The 19,881-nt window shown below is 70.5% G+C and carries 12 protein-coding genes; 5 read left to right on the top strand and 7 right to left on the bottom strand.

The genetic code is table 11. The features are described 5' to 3' along the window. The first annotated feature begins 26 nt into the window (after nt 1–26). From FSW06_RS10295 to FSW06_RS10280, 4 genes are read left to right on the top strand one after another with little or no spacing between them, the layout of a single operon-like run. The gene (locus FSW06_RS10295; protein ID WP_010122680.1) at nt 27–3,482 is read left to right on the top strand and encodes an arabinosyltransferase domain-containing protein; all 3,456 of its coding nucleotides are present in this window, start codon (nt 27–29) and stop codon (nt 3,480–3,482) included. A gap of 36 nt (nt 3,483–3,518) precedes the next feature. Next, a complete protein-coding gene (locus FSW06_RS10290) occupies nt 3,519–5,621 on the top strand; it encodes a M13 family metallopeptidase (RefSeq protein WP_010122681.1) in 2,103 nt (700 codons plus the stop codon). A 10-nt stretch (nt 5,622–5,631) separates the two neighbouring features. Then, nucleotides 5,632–6,465 carry a hypothetical protein gene (locus FSW06_RS10285; protein ID WP_010122682.1) on the top strand — a complete coding sequence of 278 codons (834 nt, stop codon included), beginning with the start codon at nt 5,632–5,634 and terminating at the stop codon, nt 6,463–6,465. Further along, nucleotides 6,462–7,646, top strand: a complete 1,185-nt coding sequence (locus FSW06_RS10280; RefSeq protein WP_139024611.1) for a PrsW family intramembrane metalloprotease — start codon at nt 6,462–6,464, stop codon at nt 7,644–7,646. Before FSW06_RS10285 ends, FSW06_RS10280 begins: the two co-directional genes overlap by 4 nt. 158 nt (nt 7,647–7,804) lie before the next feature. Here FSW06_RS10280 and FSW06_RS15070 read toward each other — a convergent pair whose 3' ends face one another. Next, complete coding sequence (locus FSW06_RS15070) at nt 7,805–9,943, bottom strand: IS30 family transposase (RefSeq protein WP_146881284.1); 2,139 nt, start codon at nt 9,941–9,943, stop codon at nt 7,805–7,807. 182 nt (nt 9,944–10,125) lie between these two features. Beyond that, nucleotides 10,126–10,365, bottom strand: coding sequence for a hypothetical protein (locus FSW06_RS10270; protein ID WP_010122685.1), 240 nt, complete (start codon nt 10,363–10,365; stop codon nt 10,126–10,128). Between the two features lie 136 nt (nt 10,366–10,501). Here FSW06_RS10270 and FSW06_RS14965 point away from each other — a divergent pair, with 136 nt between their 5' ends. Continuing rightward, on the top strand, nt 10,502–11,788 hold the full coding sequence (locus tag FSW06_RS14965; RefSeq protein ID WP_010122686.1) for a glycoside hydrolase family 25 protein: 1,287 nt from the start codon (nt 10,502–10,504) through the stop codon (nt 11,786–11,788). Between the two features lie 37 nt (nt 11,789–11,825). On the opposite strand, the gene FSW06_RS10260 is transcribed toward FSW06_RS14965, so the two are convergent. The 5 genes from FSW06_RS10260 to gltB all read right to left on the bottom strand — a co-directional run bounded on the left by FSW06_RS10260 (nt 11,826) and on the right by gltB (nt 19,859). Continuing rightward, nucleotides 11,826–12,650 (bottom strand): VOC family protein, encoded by an 825-nt coding sequence (locus tag FSW06_RS10260; RefSeq protein WP_010122688.1) that lies wholly within the window; start codon nt 12,648–12,650, stop codon nt 11,826–11,828. Further along, nucleotides 12,650–12,961 (bottom strand): RNA-binding S4 domain-containing protein, encoded by a 312-nt coding sequence (locus FSW06_RS10255; protein WP_029450348.1) that lies wholly within the window; start codon nt 12,959–12,961, stop codon nt 12,650–12,652. The genes FSW06_RS10260 and FSW06_RS10255 overlap by 1 nt, the downstream gene beginning before the upstream one ends. 65 nt (nt 12,962–13,026) lie before the next feature. After that, nucleotides 13,027–13,680, bottom strand: a complete 654-nt coding sequence (locus tag FSW06_RS10250; protein ID WP_010122690.1) for a LysE family translocator — start codon at nt 13,678–13,680, stop codon at nt 13,027–13,029. Nucleotides 13,681–13,700: 20 nt separating this feature from the next. After that, entirely contained in the window at nt 13,701–15,254 is a 1,554-nt protein-coding gene (locus FSW06_RS10245) for a glutamate synthase subunit beta (RefSeq protein ID WP_010122692.1), read from the bottom strand. Beyond that, nucleotides 15,255–19,859: a glutamate synthase large subunit gene (gene gltB / locus FSW06_RS10240; protein ID WP_010122695.1), complete on the bottom strand. Its 4,605-nt coding sequence runs from the start codon at nt 19,857–19,859 to the stop codon at nt 15,255–15,257. Nucleotides 19,860–19,881: the final 22 nt, after the last annotated feature.

Genomic DNA, 19,881 nt, shown 5'->3' with positions numbered 1-19,881 from the left:
AAGTCACTCACGTAACATGTGGTCCCATGTCACGTGTCGACGATGCAGCCTCCGAAGGCACTGCCGCCCCCGCAGAACCAGCCACCCCCACCAGCAATCCGGCAGGTGGGGGTGTCCGACGACTGAAACTGGTCGCCGTCGCCGCCGGCCTGCTGGGGCTGCTGATGTTCGTGCTCACGCCCTTCCTGCCGGTGACGCAGACCCAGTCCAGTTTCTCCTGGCCGCAGGACGACGACCTCCGCAGCGTCACCGCGCCGCTGATGTCGTACCAGGCGCAGGACATGGACATCACCGTCCCCGTCGACGAGGCCCGTGACCTCAACCCGGGGCAGACGACCGTCCTGTCCACCGTCCCGGAGGACTCCGAGGACGCCACCCTGCGCGGCATGTTCGTCCGCTCCACCCCCGACGGCATCGACGTGGTGGTGCGCAACTCCGTCATCTTCCAGGCGGACACGAAGACGATCGACGCCCTCCCGGCGGACGCGGTCCTGCGGATCACCTCCGACGCGGACGCCACGGCGGCGTGGATCCCCGACGGCGGCCCGGACGGCGGGGACCTCACCGGCACGCCGCTGACCGAGGACATGCGTCCGATGGTCACCGGCATCTACTCGGAGATGACTGACACCCCGGACAGCACCGCGGCTGCCACCGCTGCCGGGCTGAAGGCCGACGTCACCGTCGACTCCCGTTTCACCTCCTCCCCCACCGCGGTGAAGTACGCCGCCGAGATCCTCGGCGTGGTGCTCACCGTCGTCGCCCTCGTCGCGCTGCACCGCATGGACGTCCTCGACGGTCGCACCCGGAAGCGCCGCCGCTTCCTGCCGGCCGGCTGGTGGCGTCCCCGCTGGCTCGACGGCATCGTCGGCGCGGTCCTGGTGATCTGGTACTTCATCGGCGCCAACACCTCCGACGACGGCTACCTGCTGACGATGGCCCGGGCCAGCCACGAATCCGGCTACATGGCCAACTACTACCGGTGGTTCGGGGTCCCCGAGTCGCCGTTCGGTGCACCGTACTACGACCTCATGGGGGTGATGACGCACGTCTCGACCGCCTCCACGTGGATGCGGCTGCCCGGGCTGCTCGCCGGCATCGCCACCTGGATGCTGCTCTCCCGGGAGGTGCTGCCCCGCCTCGGCGCCCGGATCAGCCAGCGGCAGGTGGCCCACTGGACCGCCGCCGCCGTGTTCCTGGTGTTCTGGATGACCTTCAACAACGGCACCCGTCCGGAGCCGGTCATCGCCCTCGGCGCCCTGCTGACCTGGGTGTGCATGGAGCGCGCCATCGCCACCGGCCGGCTCCTGCCCGCCGCCCTGGGTGTGGTCGTCGCCGCCCTGTCGCTCGCCGCCGGCCCGACCGGCCTCATGGCCGTCGCCTCGATCCTCGTCGCACTCACCGGACTCATCCGAATCGCCATCCGGCGGCTGCCGCTGCTCGGCGTCCCGAAGGGCTCGGGGAAGGGGGCCGTCACCTGGGGCATACTCGCCCAGATCGCGCCGTTCCTCGCGGCCGGCACCGCGGTCCTCATCTGTGTCTTCGGTGACCAGACCTTCGCCGGCGTCCTCGAGGCGATCAAGGTCCGCGGCGACGTGGGACCGGCCCTGTCCTGGTACGACGAGCCGACCCGCTACACCGAGCTGCTCAAGCAGACCGTCGACGGATCCTTCCCGCGCCGCTTCAGCGTGCTCATGATGCTGCTGTGCCTCGCGGTGGTCATCGCCTCGATGCTGCGCAACCGGCGGGTCCCCGGCTCCGCCCACGGCCCGGCCCTGCGGCTGGTGCTCGTCGTCCTCGGCACCATGTTCTTCATGACGTTCACGCCGACGAAGTGGACCCACCACTTCGGCGTCTACGCCGGTATCGCCGCGGGCCTCGCCGCGCTGGCCGCCGTCGCGGCGTCCACGATGGCGCTGAAGTCGGCCCGTAACCGGATCATCTTCCTCGGCGGCTGCCTCCTGCTCTTCGCCTTCACCCTGTCGGGGACGAACGGCTGGTGGTACATCTCCAGCTTCGGCGTCCCGTGGTACGACAAGTCCATCCAGGTCGGCGGGATCGAGGTCTCGACCGTCATGATGGTGCTGTCGGTGCTGGTGATGATCTTCGGCGTGCTCGTCGGCGTGCTCTCCGACATCCGGGAGGCGAAGGCCACCACGGCGACGGAGCTCGCCGAGGTCGACGAGAAGGACCGGGCCCAGGCCCGTCGCCTCACCGGCCTGACCTCCGCCCCGATCGCGGTGATCACCGCGATCGTCGTGGTCTTCAACCTCGCATCCCTCGGCAAGGGCTTCATCTCCCAGTGGCCGGCGTACTCCGTGGGCAAGGGGAACCTCGAGTCACTGACCGGCGACACCTGCAACCTGGCCTCCGACGTCCGGGTGGAGACGAACACGAACGACTCCGTCCTCCCCACCGCCGACGGCACGGCGATGAAGGACTCGCTCACGGGCGAGGACTCCCACGGCTTCGACGCGAACAACATCCCGGACCGGATCCCCGAGAGCGGCGAGAGCGACGAGACGGGGACCGCCCCGGCGACCTCCGCCACCTCCTCCGGCACCTTCGGCAGCGCCGACTCCGGCGACAAGAGCGACGGCGGCACCTCGGGCGGACTCATCGCCCAGGCCGGTGTGAACGGCTCCTTCGCCGACCTGCCCTTCGGCCTCGACCGGAACCGCGTCCCGGTGACCGGCTCCTACACGGACGGCATCCAGCTGCCCGCCGCGACGACGACCAGCTGGTTCTCCCTGCCCGAGCGCAGCGACGACGCCCCGCTGCTCATCGTCTCCGCCGCCGGCCCGGTCGCCCACTACGACATGAACGGGGTGTTCCAGTACGGGCAGGCGCTCACCCTCGAATACGGCCGGAAGACCGACGGTGCCGGCAACTCCGGCGACAAAGGCTTCGAGCCGATGGGCACCCTCATGCCGATGGACATCGGCACCGCCCCGCAGTGGCGCAACCTGCGGTTCCCGATGGACCAGATCCCGTCGGACGCCACCGCGGTCCGGATCCGCGCCGAGGACAAGAACGTCACCGCCGACCAGTGGCTGGCGTTCACCCCGCCGCGTGTGCCCACGCTCGGCACCATGAACGACCTCGTGGGCGACGCCCCGTCGCTGCTCGACTGGGCCACCCCGCTGCAGTTCCCCTGCCAGCGTCCCTACGACCACTGGGCCGGTGTGGCCGAGGTCGCGCAGTTCCAGATGTCCGGCGACCACGACGCCAAGAAGGCCCACGCCCCGGTGCAGGACTACTACGGCGGCGGCGCCGGTGACCTGGTGGCGATGACCACCACCGCCGAGGAGCTGCCGACCTACCTGCAGGACGACTGGGGCCGCGACTGGGGTGTGCTGTCGAAGCTCACCCCGTTCCCCGCGGCCGACGGCAGTGAGCCCAAGCAGGTCGAGCTCGACACCGAGAACGTCCGCCGGTCGGGTCTGTGGACGCCCGGACCGATGAAGCACAACGAGAGTTAGCCGGCCGACCCGCCGGTGGGCGTTAGAGTGGGGCGCATGACCCACCCTGAGACAGCGTCCACCGCCGAGTCCACTCCCGACATCCCCGACAACATCACCGAGGCCGCCCGGCCGGTCCCCACCGCCGCCGACGACCTCTACCGGCACGTCAACGGCGAGTGGCTGGCGACCCACGAGATCCCCGCCGACCGTGCCGTCGACGGCACCTTCCACCAGCTCCGCGACCGCGCGGAGGCCGAGGTCCGGGAGATCGTCGAGGACGCCGCCCGGAACCGTCCGGACTCCCGCATCGGCGCGCTGTACAACTCCTTCATGGACGAGGACGGCGACGACAGCGGCCACGGCATCGAGCAGGCCGGACTCGCCGTCCTGGACCCCGACCTCGACCCGGTCCGGGACGCCGGCACCTTCGACGAGTTCGTCGCCGCACTCGCCCGGCTGGACCGGTGGGGCGTCGGCGGTGTGATCGGGTTCTGGACCGAGAAGGACGCCGGCGGCACCGGGGACGACGGGGATGCCGGAGCCGAGGTCGCCTACCTCACCCAGACCGGCCTCGGCCTGCCCGACGAGGCCTACTACCGGGAGGACCAGCACGCCGAGGTGCGCGCCGCCTACCGGGAGTTCGTCGGCACCCTGCTCAGCCTCGCCGCCGCCGACCAGCCGCTGCCCGGCCGTTTCGCCGGCGCGGACACCGCATCCGCGGCGGACGCGCTCGTCGCCTTCGAGACCGATCTCGCCAAGGGCCACTGGACCGCCGTGGACTCCCGCGACGCCGAGAAGACCTTCAACCCCACCGCCATCGCCGACCTGCCGACCGGCTTCCCCTTCGCAGCCTGGCTCGCGGGCGTGGGCATCACCCCGGACAACGCACCGCACGTCATCGTCTCCCAGCCCAGCTACCTCGACCACGTCGGCACCCTCGTCGACACCCACGACCTCGACGAGTGGAAGCTCTGGGCCTACTGGCGGGTGCTCACCGCCCGGGCCGGCAAACTGCCGCGCGCGATCAGCGAGGCCAACTTCGACTTCTACGGTCGGACGCTCTCCGGCTCCACCGAACAGCGGGACCGCTGGAAGCGCGCCCTCGGGCTCATCGAGGGGACCGTCGGCGAGGACGTCGGCAAGGAGTTCGTCGCCCGGCACTTCCCGCCCGAGTACAAGGAGAAGATGCTGGACCTGGTCGACCACCTGCTCGCCGCCTACCGGGAGCGGATCAGCGACCTGGCCTGGATGACCCCCGCCACCCGGGAGAAGGCCCTCGTGAAGCTCGAGGCCTTCCGCGCCCGCATCGGTTATCCGGAGGTGTGGCGCGACTACGGTGACCTGAGCTTCCGGCCCGACGGGGCGTCCCTGCTGGCGAACTACCGGGCCGCCTCCGACATGAACCACGAGTTCGAGGTCGGCAAGCTCGGGAAGCCGACCGACCCCGATATCTGGTTCACCACCCCGCAGACCGTCAACGCCTTCTACAACCCGGTCCGCAACGACATCACCTTCCCCGCGGCGATCCTGCGGCCGCCGTTCTTCGACGCCGACCCGTCGACCGCCGACATGGCCGGCAACTTCGGCGGCATCGGCGCCGTCATCGGCCACGAGATCGGCCACGGCTTCGACGACCAGGGCTCCAAGTACGACGGTGCCGGAAACCTCCACGACTGGTGGACCGAGGAGGACCGGAAGGCCTTCACCGACCTCACCGACCGGCTCGTCGGCCAGTACGACGGGCTCGTCCCGACCGGCCTCGCCGAGCGCGGGCAGACCGACCACACGGTCAACGGGAAGCTGACCCTCGGCGAGAACATCGGTGACCTCGGCGGACTCGGGATCGCCGTGGTCGCCCTGAAGCGGTGGCTCGCCGAACAGGGGCTCACCGTCGAGACCGCGCCGACCGCCCCGGTGGCCGGACTCGACGGCGAGTTCACCGTGCTGCAGCGCTTCTTCCTGCGGTGGGCACAGGTCTGGCAGACCGCCATCCGGCCGCAGATGTCCGCCCAGTACCTCGCCATCGACCCGCACTCCCCCGGCGAGTTCCGCTGCAATGTCGTGGCGCAGAACGTCGCCGAGTTCTACGAGGCCTTCGGCGTCTCCGAGGGTGACGGCATGTGGCTGGCTCCCGGGGACCGCGTCACCATCTGGTAGTTTCCCCCACATGCCGATCGTCTCCGTCGGGCCGGGTGGACCACCGGCCGTCCCCGCCCCACCCGATCCGGACCCGGCCGGAGCCTTCCGGGATGCCCCGCTGGCCGGACGCCGCACCGCGGTCTGGGCGACCGTCACCGGCGCGGCGCTGCTCGCGCTCGTCGTGCCGTTCGCCTTCCCCACCCACGACACCGCACGGAGCTACCCGTCCCTCGCGGAGGCCGCGGCGGACGCTCTCCCCGCACCCGGGGACTGGCAGCTGACCTTCGCCGGGCTCGACGCCTCGTGCGACGCCCCCGACCCGCAGCCGGGCACCGGTGGGCTGACCGCCGACTGCGGCCGGTACGACCTCGACATCATCGCGATGGAGGGGGTCTCCGACCCGGTCCATTCGGCCCGCCGGGCGATCCGGGCACTGTGGGGCACCGGCACCGACCATCTCGACGACGTGCGGTTCCGTCAGCTGCCCCCGGAGAGCTCCGGGGTGGCGCGGGCCACCGGGGCGGACGCCGTGTGGGTCGGTGAACCGGTCGGCTTCACCGAGGACACCGACACCGGATTCGGGGACTCCCCCGGCGGCGGTCTCGACAGTGGTCCCGGTGGCCCCGGCCGTCCCGGCAGCCCGGGCAGCGGCTCCGGCAATAGTCCGGGCAGCGGGTACCGGCCCGTGCACTACGGCACCGTCGCGGCGTCCGACGAGACCTGGGTGACCACCGCCGCGCTGGTACGCGACGGCGACCTCTACACCGTGATGGTCTCCTCCCGGACCGCCCGGGAAAGTGCCCTGGCACTGGACCACAGCCTCACCGGGCTCGGCAGTGACGAGGACGGTGACCGGGCATGACCTTCCCACCTCAGCCGCACCGGTCACCTCAGCCGGCGCAGCCGCAGCAGCCGCAGCAGCCGGTACCGCCGGTCCCGCCGATGTACCCGGTGCGTCCTGCGCGTCCGGTCGCCCCGGCGTGGCGGTGGCAGGTCACCCGCGTGCCCCGCGCCTACCACGAGTCCTTCCCGCCGTACCAGCGCCCGCGCCTGCGTCCCGCCGTCGACGTCTTCTTCTGGACCTGGCTGGTCCTCACCGTCATCGGCCTCGGCTTCGCCGCCGTCATGGTCATCGGCGGGATGCTGGTCACCGGCCCCGGACCGGCCCTGCTGTCTGGCGCGATCGGCATCCTGTGCACCGTCGTGGTGTGGGCGGTCCTGTCCCGGCTACTGATCTACCGCGGAACTCCCCTGCTCCTCGCCGGTGCCGCCGTCCTGTGGGGCGGCACCGCTGCCGTCCTCCTCGGCGGCTTCACCTCGTCCGGACACCTCGAGCAGCTCGCCTACACCTGGAACGTGCCCGAACTGTCCTGGTCGCTCGCCGGCGCGTGGCCGGAGGAGACCGCGAAGGTGCTGGGGGTGTGGCTGCTGCTGCACATCGGCCGCACCTGGTGGAACCGGCCGTGGCACGGACTGGTGGCGGGCATGCTCATCGGCACCGGGTTCGAGTTCTTCGAGTCCTCGCTGTACGCGGTGACGTTCGCCCCGATGCACGCGGAGTCCGACATCTCCGGAGTACTGGAGATGTGGGTGTCCCGCCTGGTGGCCGGCCCGCTGCTGCACCTGATCTGCACCGGCATCGCCGGACTGGGGGTCGGCGTCGCGGTCTATGCGGCGGGACTCGGTCGCGGCCGACGGATCGCCTGGGCCGGCGGCTGCTGGCTCGCGGCGTTCGCCGTGCACGCCCTGTGGAACCTCGACACCGGTGGCGGGGCCGGGGCGGTGAGCACCACCGATGTGGTCCAGATGGTCCTGGCGTGGGGCAGCGGCGCGGCCCTGCTGGTGTGGTCGGTCGTGCGGTGCAGGCGGGAGGCGCGGGCACTCGCGGGCCGGGGACTCTACCCGGCGGTCACGGTCTACCGGAAGGTCCCGGTGGCGCCGCCGGTGCCTCCGGTACAACCGGTACAGCCGGCGCCATGGCTGCGGCCCGGCCCCTGGCAGGGCCCCCGGCAGGGGTTCCCGCCGGGTCCGGCAGGCGGCTAGGGGTACGTCCCGGGGACGCCATGGACACGCGTCGACACCCGTGGACACTCGTGGACACGGCCACCGGGATGATGTGTGACGACCCCGATGTCCGCGGAACGAACCGACAGGGCGGATTCTAGCGATCGACGCAACACCCTCACGGGTAGCGGATCTGCTTAAGCCTCACCGAGGATACCGTCCAGTTCCGCCCACATCGCCTCAGCGGGGGTAGCCCAGTTCAGTGCCTTCCGCGGCCGGTTGTTCATCAGCATCTCCACCTCCCGCAACCGGTCACGCCCATGGACCGACAGGTCCGTGGACTTCGGGAAGTACTGCCGCAGCAACCCGTTGGTGTTCTCGTTGGTGCCCCGCTGCCACGGGGAATGCGGATCACAGAAGTACACGTCCAGATCCGCGGCCACACTGATCTCCCTGTGCAACGACATCTCCGACCCCTGGTCCCAGGTCACCGACAACCCCATCTGGGCGGGCATGCCGGTGAACCGTTCGATCATCGCGTCGCGGACACTGAGTGCATCATGGGCACCGGGCAGGTGCAGCAGCATCACGTACCGGGTCTTACGGTCGACCAGCGTGCCGATCGCGGACTTGTTGTACGCCCCACAGATCAGATCCCCTTCCCAGTCACCGGGTACCGCCCGGTCCTCGATCTCAGCGGGCCGCTCGGCGATGCTGACCCGGTCATGGTCGCGGGGGATCCTCACCGCTGACTCCCTGGGTTTACGGGTTGTCCGACCGGTACGCAGGGCCTTTTTCACCTCACTGCGCAGGCTGCCCTTCGGGTAGACGTACAACGCCTGGTAAATCGTCTCAGTACACACATGCCACTCCGGATGCTCGGGGAAGTCCAACCGTAACCGGTGGGCGATCTGCTCGGGTGACCAGTGCTCCAGTCGTTGGGTGATCAGCGCCCGCAGCATCGGGTCGGCGTACACCTTCGACAACCTCGGTCGGGCCCGGCGGGCTGCGGCATGCCGGGTCGCGGTGAACGGGTTGTACACCAGGTCACCGGCCCCGCCGGTACTGCCGGTGTCGCCGGGATCGGCAGGATCAGCAGGATCAGCAGGATCAGCAGGATCACTGTTGCGGGCGAGTTCCCGGCTGATCGTGGACCGGTGCCTGCCCAGCTTCCGGGCGATCGCCGCCTTCGTCGCTCCCTCACGCAGCATCACCGCGATGGTGTCCCGTTCTGCCGCGGTCAGGTACCGGTCGGATATCACCCGGTCAGGGTCACGGTGGTGGACCGGGGCGGCCGGTGGCATCCGGGGATCGGGTGCCGGGGTGTCAAAGACCATCGGGGCGGGGATACTGTGCCGGCCACTGTGCCGACCACGTCGGCGGGTGGGTTTGGCCGTGGGACTGTGCCGGGCACGGTTCCCCCGGTGGGCACCACGATCGGCACTGTCGGCGGTGAACCCGGCTTTCCGGTCCACGGCGTCGGTGGCGTCGGTGGCGTCGGTGGCGTCGGTGGTGTCGGTGGTGTCGGTGGCGCGGCCCAGTTTGCGGTCCCTGCGGGCAGATGGTCGACGCACCGGTGCCGCCGGTGTCGCCGATGCCGCCTCAGACTCCACGGGGCCGCCGGCAGGCGGGTTCTTCCGGGCCCGGACTGCCGGTGCAGCAACCGGCGCGGGACTCGGTGCGGGACTCGGTGCGACCGGGCGCAGTGCGGCGCCGGGTTTACGCCGGAGCTGTCTGCGGCCGGCCCGTCCGGCATCACGCTGACGCTGATCAGCGGCGTGTTGGCGCCGAACCCGTTTCGGGGTGTCGACGGTGATCTGGTCGGCCACGGCGGTGTTCACATCTGATGAGTACACCCCGTCGGGATCCAGTTGCGACAGTGGCCTGCCGGTACTGGCCGCCGCTGTCGCCGGGGTCGCCCCGGACAGCAGTGCCCGGTAGAAACTGATGGTCGCCTCGTCGTAGGCATCCTCCGGCCGGGCGGGGGTCGGGAACCGGTTGACCCAACCGCAGACGGTCTGACGGGTCACGTTGATCAGTGCGGCGACGTCAGCCTGGGTCATACCCGCGCTGACCAGGATCAGTGCGAGTTGCCGGACAAGGTGGTTGGGGCGGCGCCGTGGGGTGTGGAGCCCGTGCCGGGTCAACCAGTCGTTGACCGTGGTAGCCGGGCGGCCCAGTGCCGTGGATATCTGTCGGACGGTGGAGCCGGCGGCGTGCTCGGTGATCATCAACTCGCGCTCGGCGGGGGTGAAGGCGGTGAAGGCGAGGAGTCTCTGCGCGGGGGTGGATCGCGGTCCGGCGGTGGGCCGGTGCGAGGGGTTCGGTGTGGGCACTGTTCACTCCTGAACATGTCAGGGGTGTTGCAACGACCACTGGAACCCAAGCAGGTGGTTTTTCGTGTCCTCAGGCATCACCTCGGTTCGTGAACTCGACCGCCCCGGGGCACGACCGACCTCTCGGTTCGTGAACCCGACCGGCCGGGCGGCGGTGTTCACGACCGCCCCGGGACATACGGTCAGGACCGGCTGCTCACCGATATCCCCGAGATCGTCACCGAATTCCCCTGCGCCGGCCCGTGGCGTCCGGAATCGGTGACGATGTCGGGGAGCCCGGGGATGCTGAGGGAGCTGAGGGGGCTGAGGGGGCTGAGGGCACCGGGAATGTCGGGGAGCACGGAGATGTGGGGGATGCTGGGGGCACCGAGGGCGCTGACGGCACGGACGGCACTGACGGCACTGACGGCGCTGACCTGCACTGACTCACAACAGTGTCATTTCGACGGCAAATGTGACTTGTGCCCCACGTGGCGCGTGTTACAGGTGTGACTAGCGGGAATTGTGTGTAGGGTGATGCCCATGCGTTTCTTCCCCCGACGCCGTTCTGTGCGTACCATGCCCGCCCGAGTCACCGCCGTCGCCCTCTTCGGCTCCGCCGCGACCGTCGCCGGACTGGTCGCCACCGATGTCATCGCCGTCCCCTCCTGGGCGGACCTCGACGGCATCGACGTCGCCAGCCACCAGCACAGCGGCGGTGCCGCGATCGACTGGCAGACCGTCGCGGCGTCCGGACAGTCCTTCGCCTTCATCAAGGCCACCGAGGGCACCGGGTACGTCAACCCGTACTTCTCGTCGGACTCCGCCAAGGCCTCCGCCGCCGGCGTCCTGCCCGGCAGCTACCACTACGCCAAGCCCGGGAACGGGGACGCCCGCAGCCAGGCCCGCTACTACGCCTCCACGCTGGCCACCGGCGCGCAGCCGTCACTGCCCCCGACCCTCGACCTCGAAGAGAACGGCGGTCTGTCCGCCGACCAGTTGATCGACTGGGTGCACGACTGGGTCGACGAGATCACCACCCTCACCGGCCGGGACCCGATCATCTACACCTACTACAGCTTCTGGCTCCAGGACATGGCGAACACCACCGACTTCGCCGACCTCCCGCTGTGGCTCGCCTACTACGGCGACAGTCTCCCCGACCCGCTGCCCGGCGGCTGGTCCGAGGCGACGTTCTGGCAGTACTCCGGCGAGGGTGCCGTCGACGGCGTGTACACCAACGTCGACATGAACACCTACTACGGCAGCGACGCCCAGCTGCAGTCGTTGGCCGGCCGCCCCCACTCCGGCACCAGCGCCGGCGACGTGGCGGACGCCCTCAAGCCGATCACCGACGCCGGCACCGGCGAGGCGGGCATCGCCAACACCATCGAGCACGGACTCGCCGCCGCCGGTCTGCCCGCCCTCGACATCCCGCTGAGCACCGACGTCCTCGTCTCCCTGCTCGGTCTCGTCGCCGGCGAGGTGAGCCCCACCGAGTTCTTCACCACGCTGTCCGGTACCGGACTCCTCGACACGGCCACCTCCCAGGCCCTCACCGCCGCCGGTGCCGAGGCCGCGAAGGCGGACGTGACTCTGCCACAGGACCAGATCCAGTCGCTCGTCACCACTGCGCTGACCGGCGGCGAGGTCGACCTCGGCAGCATCCTCGACCTGCTCAAGGCCTTCGGTGCCCAGGACTACAAGACGCAGATCACCGCGGGCACCCTCGACAGCGCCGCGCTGGCCGCCGAGACCGGCACCGCCCCTGCCGGATCCCCCGCGCCGCAGGGCACCACTGCCCCGCAGGACGCCGCTCCGGCCGCCGCGGCACCGACTGCACCGGCCGCCGCCCCGGCACAGTAAGCCGGACACCCGCGCCGCGGGCAGCCCGGCAATCGCCTCAGTGGTTGTCGGGGTGGTTCTCCGGGGCGAGCAGATCCGGCTCGTGAACGTCCTCCATCGACTCCGGCTCCGGCTCCTCGATCTGGCACAGGTTCACCAGCGCACCCGTCGGATCGACGATCGTCGTCAGCCGGCCCAGCTCCGAGTCCCACGGCGCCCGGACGACCCGGCCGCCCGAGGTGCGGGCGACCTCGGCCGCGGCGTCCACGTCGGTACAACCCAGGTAGAGGGTCCACATCGACGGGTTCTCGTCGAGCTCACTGGTGTCCCACAGGCCGCACAGCGGCGCACCGTCGTAGTCGCCGGTGGCGTAGCGGAAGCGGTCCGAGTCGGTCTGCGTCCGGATGTCCCAGCCCGCGAGCTCGTGGTAGAAGGCGAGCGTCTCGTCCCAGTTCTCGCCGACGAGCAGTTCGTGCCACACCGGGGTGCCGGGTTCACCGGCGGCGAAGAAGGGTTCCTCCGCGCGCGGCTGCTTGAACCCGATGGTCGCCCCGGAGGGATCCACCAGCACGGCCATCCGGCCGCGGCGTCCCACGTCCCGCGGGGAGAGGGCGCCGTGGGCGCCCGCCTCGACGGCCTTCGCGTAGGCGTCGTCCACGTCGGGGGTGTAGAGCATGAGGCCCCACAGCGACGGCTTGTCCTCGGGGACCTCCCCGAGACCGGCCACCGGCATCCCCTGTTTCTTCGCGACGACGTACCCGCCGCACGGGTCGTCGAATTCCCAGCCCAACAGGTCGGCGTAGAAGCTCTTCGCCGTCGCCAGGTCAGTCGTCGCCAGATCAATCCAGATCGGCATACCGGGTTCCGCCACGAGGGCAGGCATCAGAGATTCCTCCACTTGTCGGGATCAAAGTCATCGTCAGCAGTTGCTTCGTCGAAGTAGTCATCATCACCGTCGGCGGGATGGGACGCAACCCGCGCCCCGACCTGGAGTGAGCCGGCCTCGTCAGCGACCGTCACCTCGTCGCCGGCGTGCAGGTGGCGGCCACGGCGGGTGTCGACCTCGCCGTTGACGGACACCCGCCCAGCGGCGATGAGCTCCTTGGCCACACCGCCGGTCTCCACGAGACTGGCCAGCTTGATGAACTGCCCGAGGCGGATCTCTCCGTCCACCGGCACATCGGGAATAAGCATGCGGCCTATCCTATGCCCGGTCCGCCCGGTTCACTAACCAGGTCACCGGGTGGCCGCGGCGGCCGTCACAGCAGCCGTGTCACGCCCTCAACGAGCAGGACCGCGGCGATCAGCAGGAACACCGTCCCCGCCGCGATGTCGATCCAGGAACCGGCGGCCTGGAGGCGGCGTCCCAACGCGGGGACGGAGACCATCCACGCCACCGCGACGAACCAGGCGACCCCCGTCACCAGCATCATGAGCAGCACGACCGCACGCGCGGCCCAGGACGTCTCCGGCGGCACGAACCCGGCGAAGACCGCCCCGAAGAACACGAGCGCCTTCGGGTTCGACAGGTTCGTCGCCAGCCCCAGGCGCCAGGCGTGGGCCGCCGTCATCCCGGCCGTCGCCGCGGCGGGCACCGACGAGGTGCCGCCCGCCCGCTGCTCCCGGCGTGCCGCCAGGCCGCCCCGCAGCGCCCCCTGCCCCATCCAGGCCAGGAAGCACCCGCCGAGCAGGAACAGGGCGGTGAGGATGCCGGGGACGGCCTCCACGAGGGCGGAGAGGCCCACCATGGAGCCGAGGATCCACAGCAGATTCCCGCTCATGATCCCCACCGCGCACCACACCCCGTTCCGGCGCACGGCCCCGACGCGCAGCAACTGCACGAGATCGGGGCCGGGGGAGGCGATGGCGAGGAGCCACGCCACGAGGATGCTGAAGAGGGCGCCGGTGGTCACCGGTGGGATTGTACCGGCGCCTACGCGTGCATCGGCGCGTCGGTCGGCTCGATCGACCGCGGCAGGGCGGACTCGCCCATGAGCTTGCGGTCGACCTCGGCGGCGCAGGCGCGGCCCTCGGCGATCGCCCACACGATGAGCGACTGGCCACGGCCCGAGTCCCCGGCGACGAAGACGGGGGCGTCGAAGCCGGCGTCCGCCACCGCGTCGGTGGGCTCCCACCGGGCGCGGAACTCGCCGTCGCGGACCAGCCGGCCCCGGCCGTCGACGGCCAGGTCGAGGTCACCGACGATGCCGGCCTGGTCGACGGAGGCGAAGCCCATCGCCAGCAGCACCAGGTCGGCGGGCATCTCCATGTCGGTGCCCGGCAGGTTCACCAGTCCCTCGGGGGACCGCTCGCAGCGGGCCGCCTTCAGCCCGGTGACATGCCCGTCGGTGCCGGTGAGCTCGACGGTGTTCACCCCGAAATCACGCTCGCCGAGCTCCTCACCCACCGTGCGGGACGCCAGCCCGAGGGCGACGATCTCGTCGGCGGACTCGTTGCCGGTGATCCGGTACTCGCCCTCCTCGTGGGCGGTGGCGGTACGCCAGATGCGGGGGTACGTCGGCCACGGGTTGTCGTCGGCACGCTCGGCCGGCGGCGCCGGGTTGATGTCGAACTGGCGGATCGAGGCCGCACCCTGGCGCAGGGCGGTGCCGAAGCAGTCGGTGCCCGTGTCGCCGCCGCCGATGATGACGACGTGCTTGCCGGACGCATCGATACCGGGCTCGGCGAGGTCGCCTTCCTGGACCTTGTTGGCCCACGGCAGGTACTCCATCGCCTGGTGCACGCCGTCCAGCTCCCGGCCGGGGACCCGCAGGTCACGGCCGATGGTGGAGCCGAGGGCGAGGACGACCGCGTCGAAGCCGGCGAGGTCGGCGGCGGACGGGGAGACGCCGGTGCGGAAGGTCGTGCCCTCGGCCTCCATCTGCGCCAGCCGGCGGTCGATCCACTCCTTCTGCATCTTGTACTCGGGCACGCCGTAGCGCATCAGGCCGCCGATGCGGTCGGCCCGCTCGAAGACGGTGACGTCGTGGCCGGCGCGGGTGAGCTGCTGGGCAGCGGCGAGACCGGCCGGGCCGGAGCCGACGACGGCGACGGACTGTCCGGTGGAGAACGAGGCCTTCACCGGCTTCACCCAGCCCCGGGCCCAGGCGTGCTCGACGATGGTGAGCTCGACGGACTTGATGCTCACCGGGTCCTCGGAGATGCCGAGGACGCAGGCGCCCTCGCACGGGGCGGGGCAGAGCCGCCCGGTGAACTCGGGGAAGTTGTTGGTGGCGTGCAGCCGGTCGTAGGCCTCGCGCCACCGGCCCTGGCGCACCAGGTCATTCCACTCCGGGATGATGTTGCCCAGCGGGCAGCCGTCGTGGCAGAACGGGACGCCGCAGTCCATGCAGCGGGTCGCCTGGGTCTGCACCTTGCCGTCGGGGAAGGTCTCGTAGACCTCCTTCCAGTCCATGAGGCGCAGCGGGACGGGCCGGTGGTGCGCCTCTTCGCGGCGGAACTTCTGGAATCCGTGCGGGTCAGCCATTTACTTCACTTCCTCCATGATCGCGGCGGCGATGCCGTCCTCGTCCAGCCCGGCGGCGCGGGCGGTTTCGATGGTGCGGGTCACGCGGCGGTAGTCGCGCGGCATGATCCTGATGAGTGCCCGCGGGTCGACGGGCACGGTGGATCCGGTGAGCTGGCGGTGCCGGGCGATCGTGGCGACGAGCCAGTCGATCTCGTCGGCGTCCGTCACCGGGTCGAGCTCCTCGACGTCGACGAGGCCGGGGTTGACGTGGGCGGACATGCCCTCGATCCCGGTGCCGTCGTCGAGCAGGTAGGCGATACCGCCGGACATGCCGGCGGCGAAGTTCTCGCCGACCGGGCCGAGGACGATGACGCGTCCGCCGGTCATGTACTCGCAGCCGTGGTTGCCCACGCCTTCGACGACGGCGGTGACGCCGGAGTTCCGGACGCCGAACCGCTCGCCGACCGCGCCCCGGATGAACAGTTCACCGGACACGCCGCCGAAGCCGAGCACGTTGCCGGCGATGGTCTGGTGCGGACCGAGGGCCCCGTCGCGGGCGTCCGGCCGGATGGCGATGGTGCCGCCCGACAGGCCCTTGCCGACGTAGTCGTTGGCGTCGCCGACCAGTGTCATCGTCATGCCCTTCGGCACGAAGGCGCCGAAGGAGTTGCCCGCCGACCCGGTGAACGTGATGTCCACCGTGTCCGCCGGCAGGCCGTCGCGGCCCGCCACCCGGCTGATGAGGGACCCGGTCATCGTGCCGACCGAGCGGTCGACGTTGCTGATCGGGTAGGCCAGCTCGACGGTGGTGCCCTCCCCGGCGGCGGCGCGGCGGATGGTCTCCTCCGCGTCGCGCCGGATGCGGTTGTCGATCGACTCCTCCAGCGAGTGGTCCTGCGCCTTCGTCCGGTGCCGGTCCTGGTGCATGAAGGGGCTGTCGGGGATCGCGAAGATCGGCGAGAGGTCGAGCTGCGAGGCGGTGGTGTGGGAGGGGTCGACCTGGCGCTGGCGGAGGCATTCGGCGTGGCCGACGGCCTCCTCGATCGACCGGAAGCCGAGTTCCGCCAGGTACTCGCGCACCTCCTGGGCGATGAAGGTGAAGAAGTTGACGACGTGGTCGGCCTGGCCGGTGTACTTCTTCCGCAGCTCGGGGTTCTGGGTGGCCACGCCGACCGGGCAGGTGTCCAGGTGGCAGACGCGCATCATGATGCAGCCGGAGACCACCAGCGGGGCGGTGGCGAAGCCGAACTCCTCGGCGCCGAGGAGTGCGGCGACGATGACGTCCCGGCCGGTCTTCAGCTGGCCGTCGCACTGCACGGTGATGCGGTCACGCAGACCGTTCATCAGCAGGGTCTGCTGGGTCTCGGCGAGGCCGAGCTCCCACGGGCCGCCCGCGTGCTTCAGGGAGTTCAGGGGGGACGCCCCGGTGCCGCCGTCGTGCCCGGAGATGAGCACCACGTCGGCGTGCGCCTTCGACACACCGGCGGCGACGGTGCCCACGCCCTGCTCGGCGACGAGCTTGACGTGGATGCGCGCGTCGGGGTTCGCCGACTTCAGGTCGTGGATGAGCTGGGCGAGGTCCTCGATCGAGTAGATGTCGTGGTGCGGCGGCGGGGAGATCAGTCCCACACCTGGCGTGGTGACACGCACCTCGGCGATCCACGGGTACACCTTGTGCGGCGGCAGCTGGCCGCCCTCACCGGGCTTCGCGCCCTGCGCCATCTTGATCTGGATGTCGGTGCAGTTGTTGAGGTAGTGGCTCGTGACGCCGAAGCGGCCGGACGCCACCTGCTTGATCGCCGAGCGGCGCCAGTCGCCGTTGGCGTCCGGTTCGAAGCGGGCGGAATCCTCGCCGCCCTCACCGGAGTTCGACTTGCCGTGCAGCCGGTTCATGGCGATGGCGAGGGTCTCGTGCGCCTCGGCGGAGATGGAGCCGTAGCTCATGGCGCCGGTGGAGAACCGCGTGACGATCTCGCTGACCGGTTCGACCTCCTCGACCGGGATCGGCCGGCGGTCGGAGTGCAGGTCGATCATGCCGCGCAGCGTGGCCAGCCGCGCCGACTGGTTGTCGACCTTCTCCGTGTACTCCTTGAAGATCCGGTAGGTGCCGGTCCGGGTGGCGTGCTGGAGCTTGAAGATCGTCTCCGGGTTGAACAGGTGGTACTCGCCTTCGCGGCGCCACTTGTACTCGCCGCCGATCTCGAGCTCCCGGTGGGCGGCCTCCTCCGGCCGGGGGAGGAAGGCGAAGCGGTGGCGCACGGCGACGGCGTCCGCGATCTCGTCGAGGCCGATGCCCGAGATCGGGCTGACGCAGCCGGTGAAGTACTCGTCGAGCAGCGCCTGGGACAGGCCGGTGACGTCGGCGAGCTGTGCACCGCGGTAGGACGCCACGGTGGCGATGCCCATCTTGGACATGATCTTCTGCACGCTGGCGGCGGCGCCCGCGATGAAGTTGCGGCAGGCCTGTTCGACGTCGACACCGCCGAGCCGGCCCTGCTTGCCGAGTTCGTCGATGGACTCCATGACCATGTAGGGGTTGATCGCGTCCGCACCGAAGGTGAGCAGCATCGCCATGTGGTGGACTTCGCGGGCGTCGCCGGTCTCGATGATGAGGGACGCCCGCGTGCGCGTCCGCTCCGCGACGAGGTGCTGGTGGACGGCGCTGGTGAGCAGCAGGGACGGGATCGGGGCGAGGCGCTCGTCGGACTCCCGGTCCGACAGGATGATCAGCGAGCAGCCGTCCTCGATGGCGGCGGAGACCTCCCGGCGCACCCGGTCGATCGCCTGGCGCATGCCGCGGCCGCCGTGGGCGACCGGGTACAGCCCGGAGATGACGGTGGAGCGGAAGGCGTCGAAGCCGTCGTGGCCGCCGGCGCCGCGCAGGGTCGCCAGCGACGAGTTCAGCAGCAGCGGGGTCTCGAGCTGGATGCGGTGGGCGGCCTCCGGCACCTCGGTGGTGACGTCGACCTGGGCACCGAGCTGGGTGAACAGGCTGGTGACCATCTTCTCCCGGATGGAGTCCAGCGGCGGGTTCGTGACCTGCGCGAACCGCTGGGCGAAGAAGTCGAACAGCATCCGCGACCGGTCGGACAGGGCGGCGATGGGCGTGTCGGTGCCCATCGAGCCGATGGCCTCGCCGGCGGTGACCGCGATCGGCCGGATGAGGGACTCGACCTCCTCCTCGGTGTAGCCGAAGACGCGCTGCCGCAGCACGACGCGCTCATGGCTCATCGGCTCGTAGTCGACCTGGGGCAGGTCGCCGAAGCGGACGATGTTGTCGTCGACCCACTGCCGGTAGGGACCGTCGGCGAGCTTCGCCTTGATCTCCTCGTCGGGGATGATGCGGCCCTGGGCGGTGTCCACGAGGAACATGCGGCCCGGCTCGATGCGGCGGCGTTCGACGACGTCCGCCGGGTCGACGGGCAGCAGGCCGGTCTCGGACCCGCCGATGACCAGGCCGTCCTTCGTGACCCAGATACGGCCCGGACGCAGTCCGTTGCGGTCGAGGACCGAACCCAGCACCGTGCCGTCGGTGAAGACGAGGGCGGCGGGGCCGTCCCACGCCTCCATGAGGCAGGAGTGGTACTCGTAGAACGCCCGGATCGCCGGGTCGATGGAGGGGTTACGCTCCCAGGCCTGCGGCACCATCATCATCACCGCGTGCGGCAGCGACCGGCCGGCGAGGTGGAGCATCTCCAGGGCCTCGTCGAAGCGTCCGGTGTCCGAGCCCGCGGGGTCGCAGACCGGCAGGACCCGCTCGATGTCGCCGAGGGTCTCGCTGCGGATCTGGGACTCGCGGGCACGCATCCAGTTCTCGTTGCCGCGGACGGTGTTGATCTCACCGTTGTGGGCGACCATCCGGTACGGGTGGGCCAGCGGCCAGGACGGGAAGGTGTTCGTCGAGAACCGGGAGTGGACGACCGCCAGGGCCGAGGCCACCCGGTCATCCTGCAGGTCCAGGTAGAACTCCCGGAGCTGCGGGGTGGTGAGCATCCCCTTGTAGACGATGGTGCGGGCGGACAGGGACGGGAAGTAGACCGTGTCGCCGCCGGGTCCTTCGCCGGGGCCCTTCGACCCGAGTTCCCGCTCGGCGCGCTTGCGCACGAACCAGGCGCGGCGGTCCAGTTCGATGCCGCCGAGCTGGTTGCCCTCGGCGTCCTTCCCGGCGAGGAAGAGCTGGTAGAAGATCGGTTCGGCGTCGCGGGCCATCGCGCCGAGGCTCGTGTCGTCGACCGGGACCTCGCGCCAGCCCAGCAGCTCGAGGTTCTCCTCGGCGATGATGGCCTCGACGGCGCGCATGGCGTCCAGCGCGGCCATGCGGGCGGCAGGGAGGAAGGCGATGCCGGTGGCGTAGCAGCCCGGTGCGGGCAGGTCGATGCCCTGGGCGGCGAGGATCTCCCGGTAGAACCGGTCGGGGACCTGGATGAGGATGCCGGCGCCGTCGCCGGTGTTCTTCTCGGCGCCGGCGGCGCCGCGGTGCTCCAGGTTGACCAGTGCCTGGATACCCTTCTCCACGATGTCGTGGGTGGGGCGGCCGTGCATGTCGGCGACGAACGCGACGCCACAGGCGTCGTGCTCGTAGGAGGGGTGGTACAGACCCTGCGGGGCCGGATAGTGGGACATAGGTCGTCAGCCTCCGAATCGG

It is taken from the genome of Corynebacterium nuruki S6-4, from assembly GCF_007970465.1.
Lineage (GTDB): Bacteria > Actinomycetota > Actinomycetes > Mycobacteriales > Mycobacteriaceae > Corynebacterium > Corynebacterium nuruki.
Note: the sequence above shows the minus strand (reverse complement) of the source record. Positions and strands in the feature narration are given on the sequence as shown.

Coding starts and splice junctions, on each gene's coding strand:
- FSW06_RS10290 (WP_010122681.1), top strand. CDS start 3,519: ATGACCCACCCTGAGACAGCGTCCACCGCCGAGTCCACTCCCGACATC.
- FSW06_RS10285 (WP_010122682.1), top strand. CDS start 5,632: ATGCCGATCGTCTCCGTCGGGCCGGGTGGACCACCGGCCGTCCCCGCC.
- FSW06_RS10280 (WP_139024611.1), top strand. CDS start 6,462: ATGACCTTCCCACCTCAGCCGCACCGGTCACCTCAGCCGGCGCAGCCG.
- FSW06_RS10245 (WP_010122692.1), bottom strand. CDS start 15,254: ATGGCTGACCCGCACGGATTCCAGAAGTTCCGCCGCGAAGAGGCGCAC.
- FSW06_RS10295 (WP_010122680.1), top strand. CDS start 27: ATGTCACGTGTCGACGATGCAGCCTCCGAAGGCACTGCCGCCCCCGCA.
- FSW06_RS10255 (WP_029450348.1), bottom strand. CDS start 12,961: ATGCTTATTCCCGATGTGCCGGTGGACGGAGAGATCCGCCTCGGGCAG.
- FSW06_RS10260 (WP_010122688.1), bottom strand. CDS start 12,650: ATGCCTGCCCTCGTGGCGGAACCCGGTATGCCGATCTGGATTGATCTG.
- gltB (WP_010122695.1), bottom strand. CDS start 19,859: ATGTCCCACTATCCGGCCCCGCAGGGTCTGTACCACCCCTCCTACGAG.
- FSW06_RS14965 (WP_010122686.1), top strand. CDS start 10,502: ATGCCCGCCCGAGTCACCGCCGTCGCCCTCTTCGGCTCCGCCGCGACC.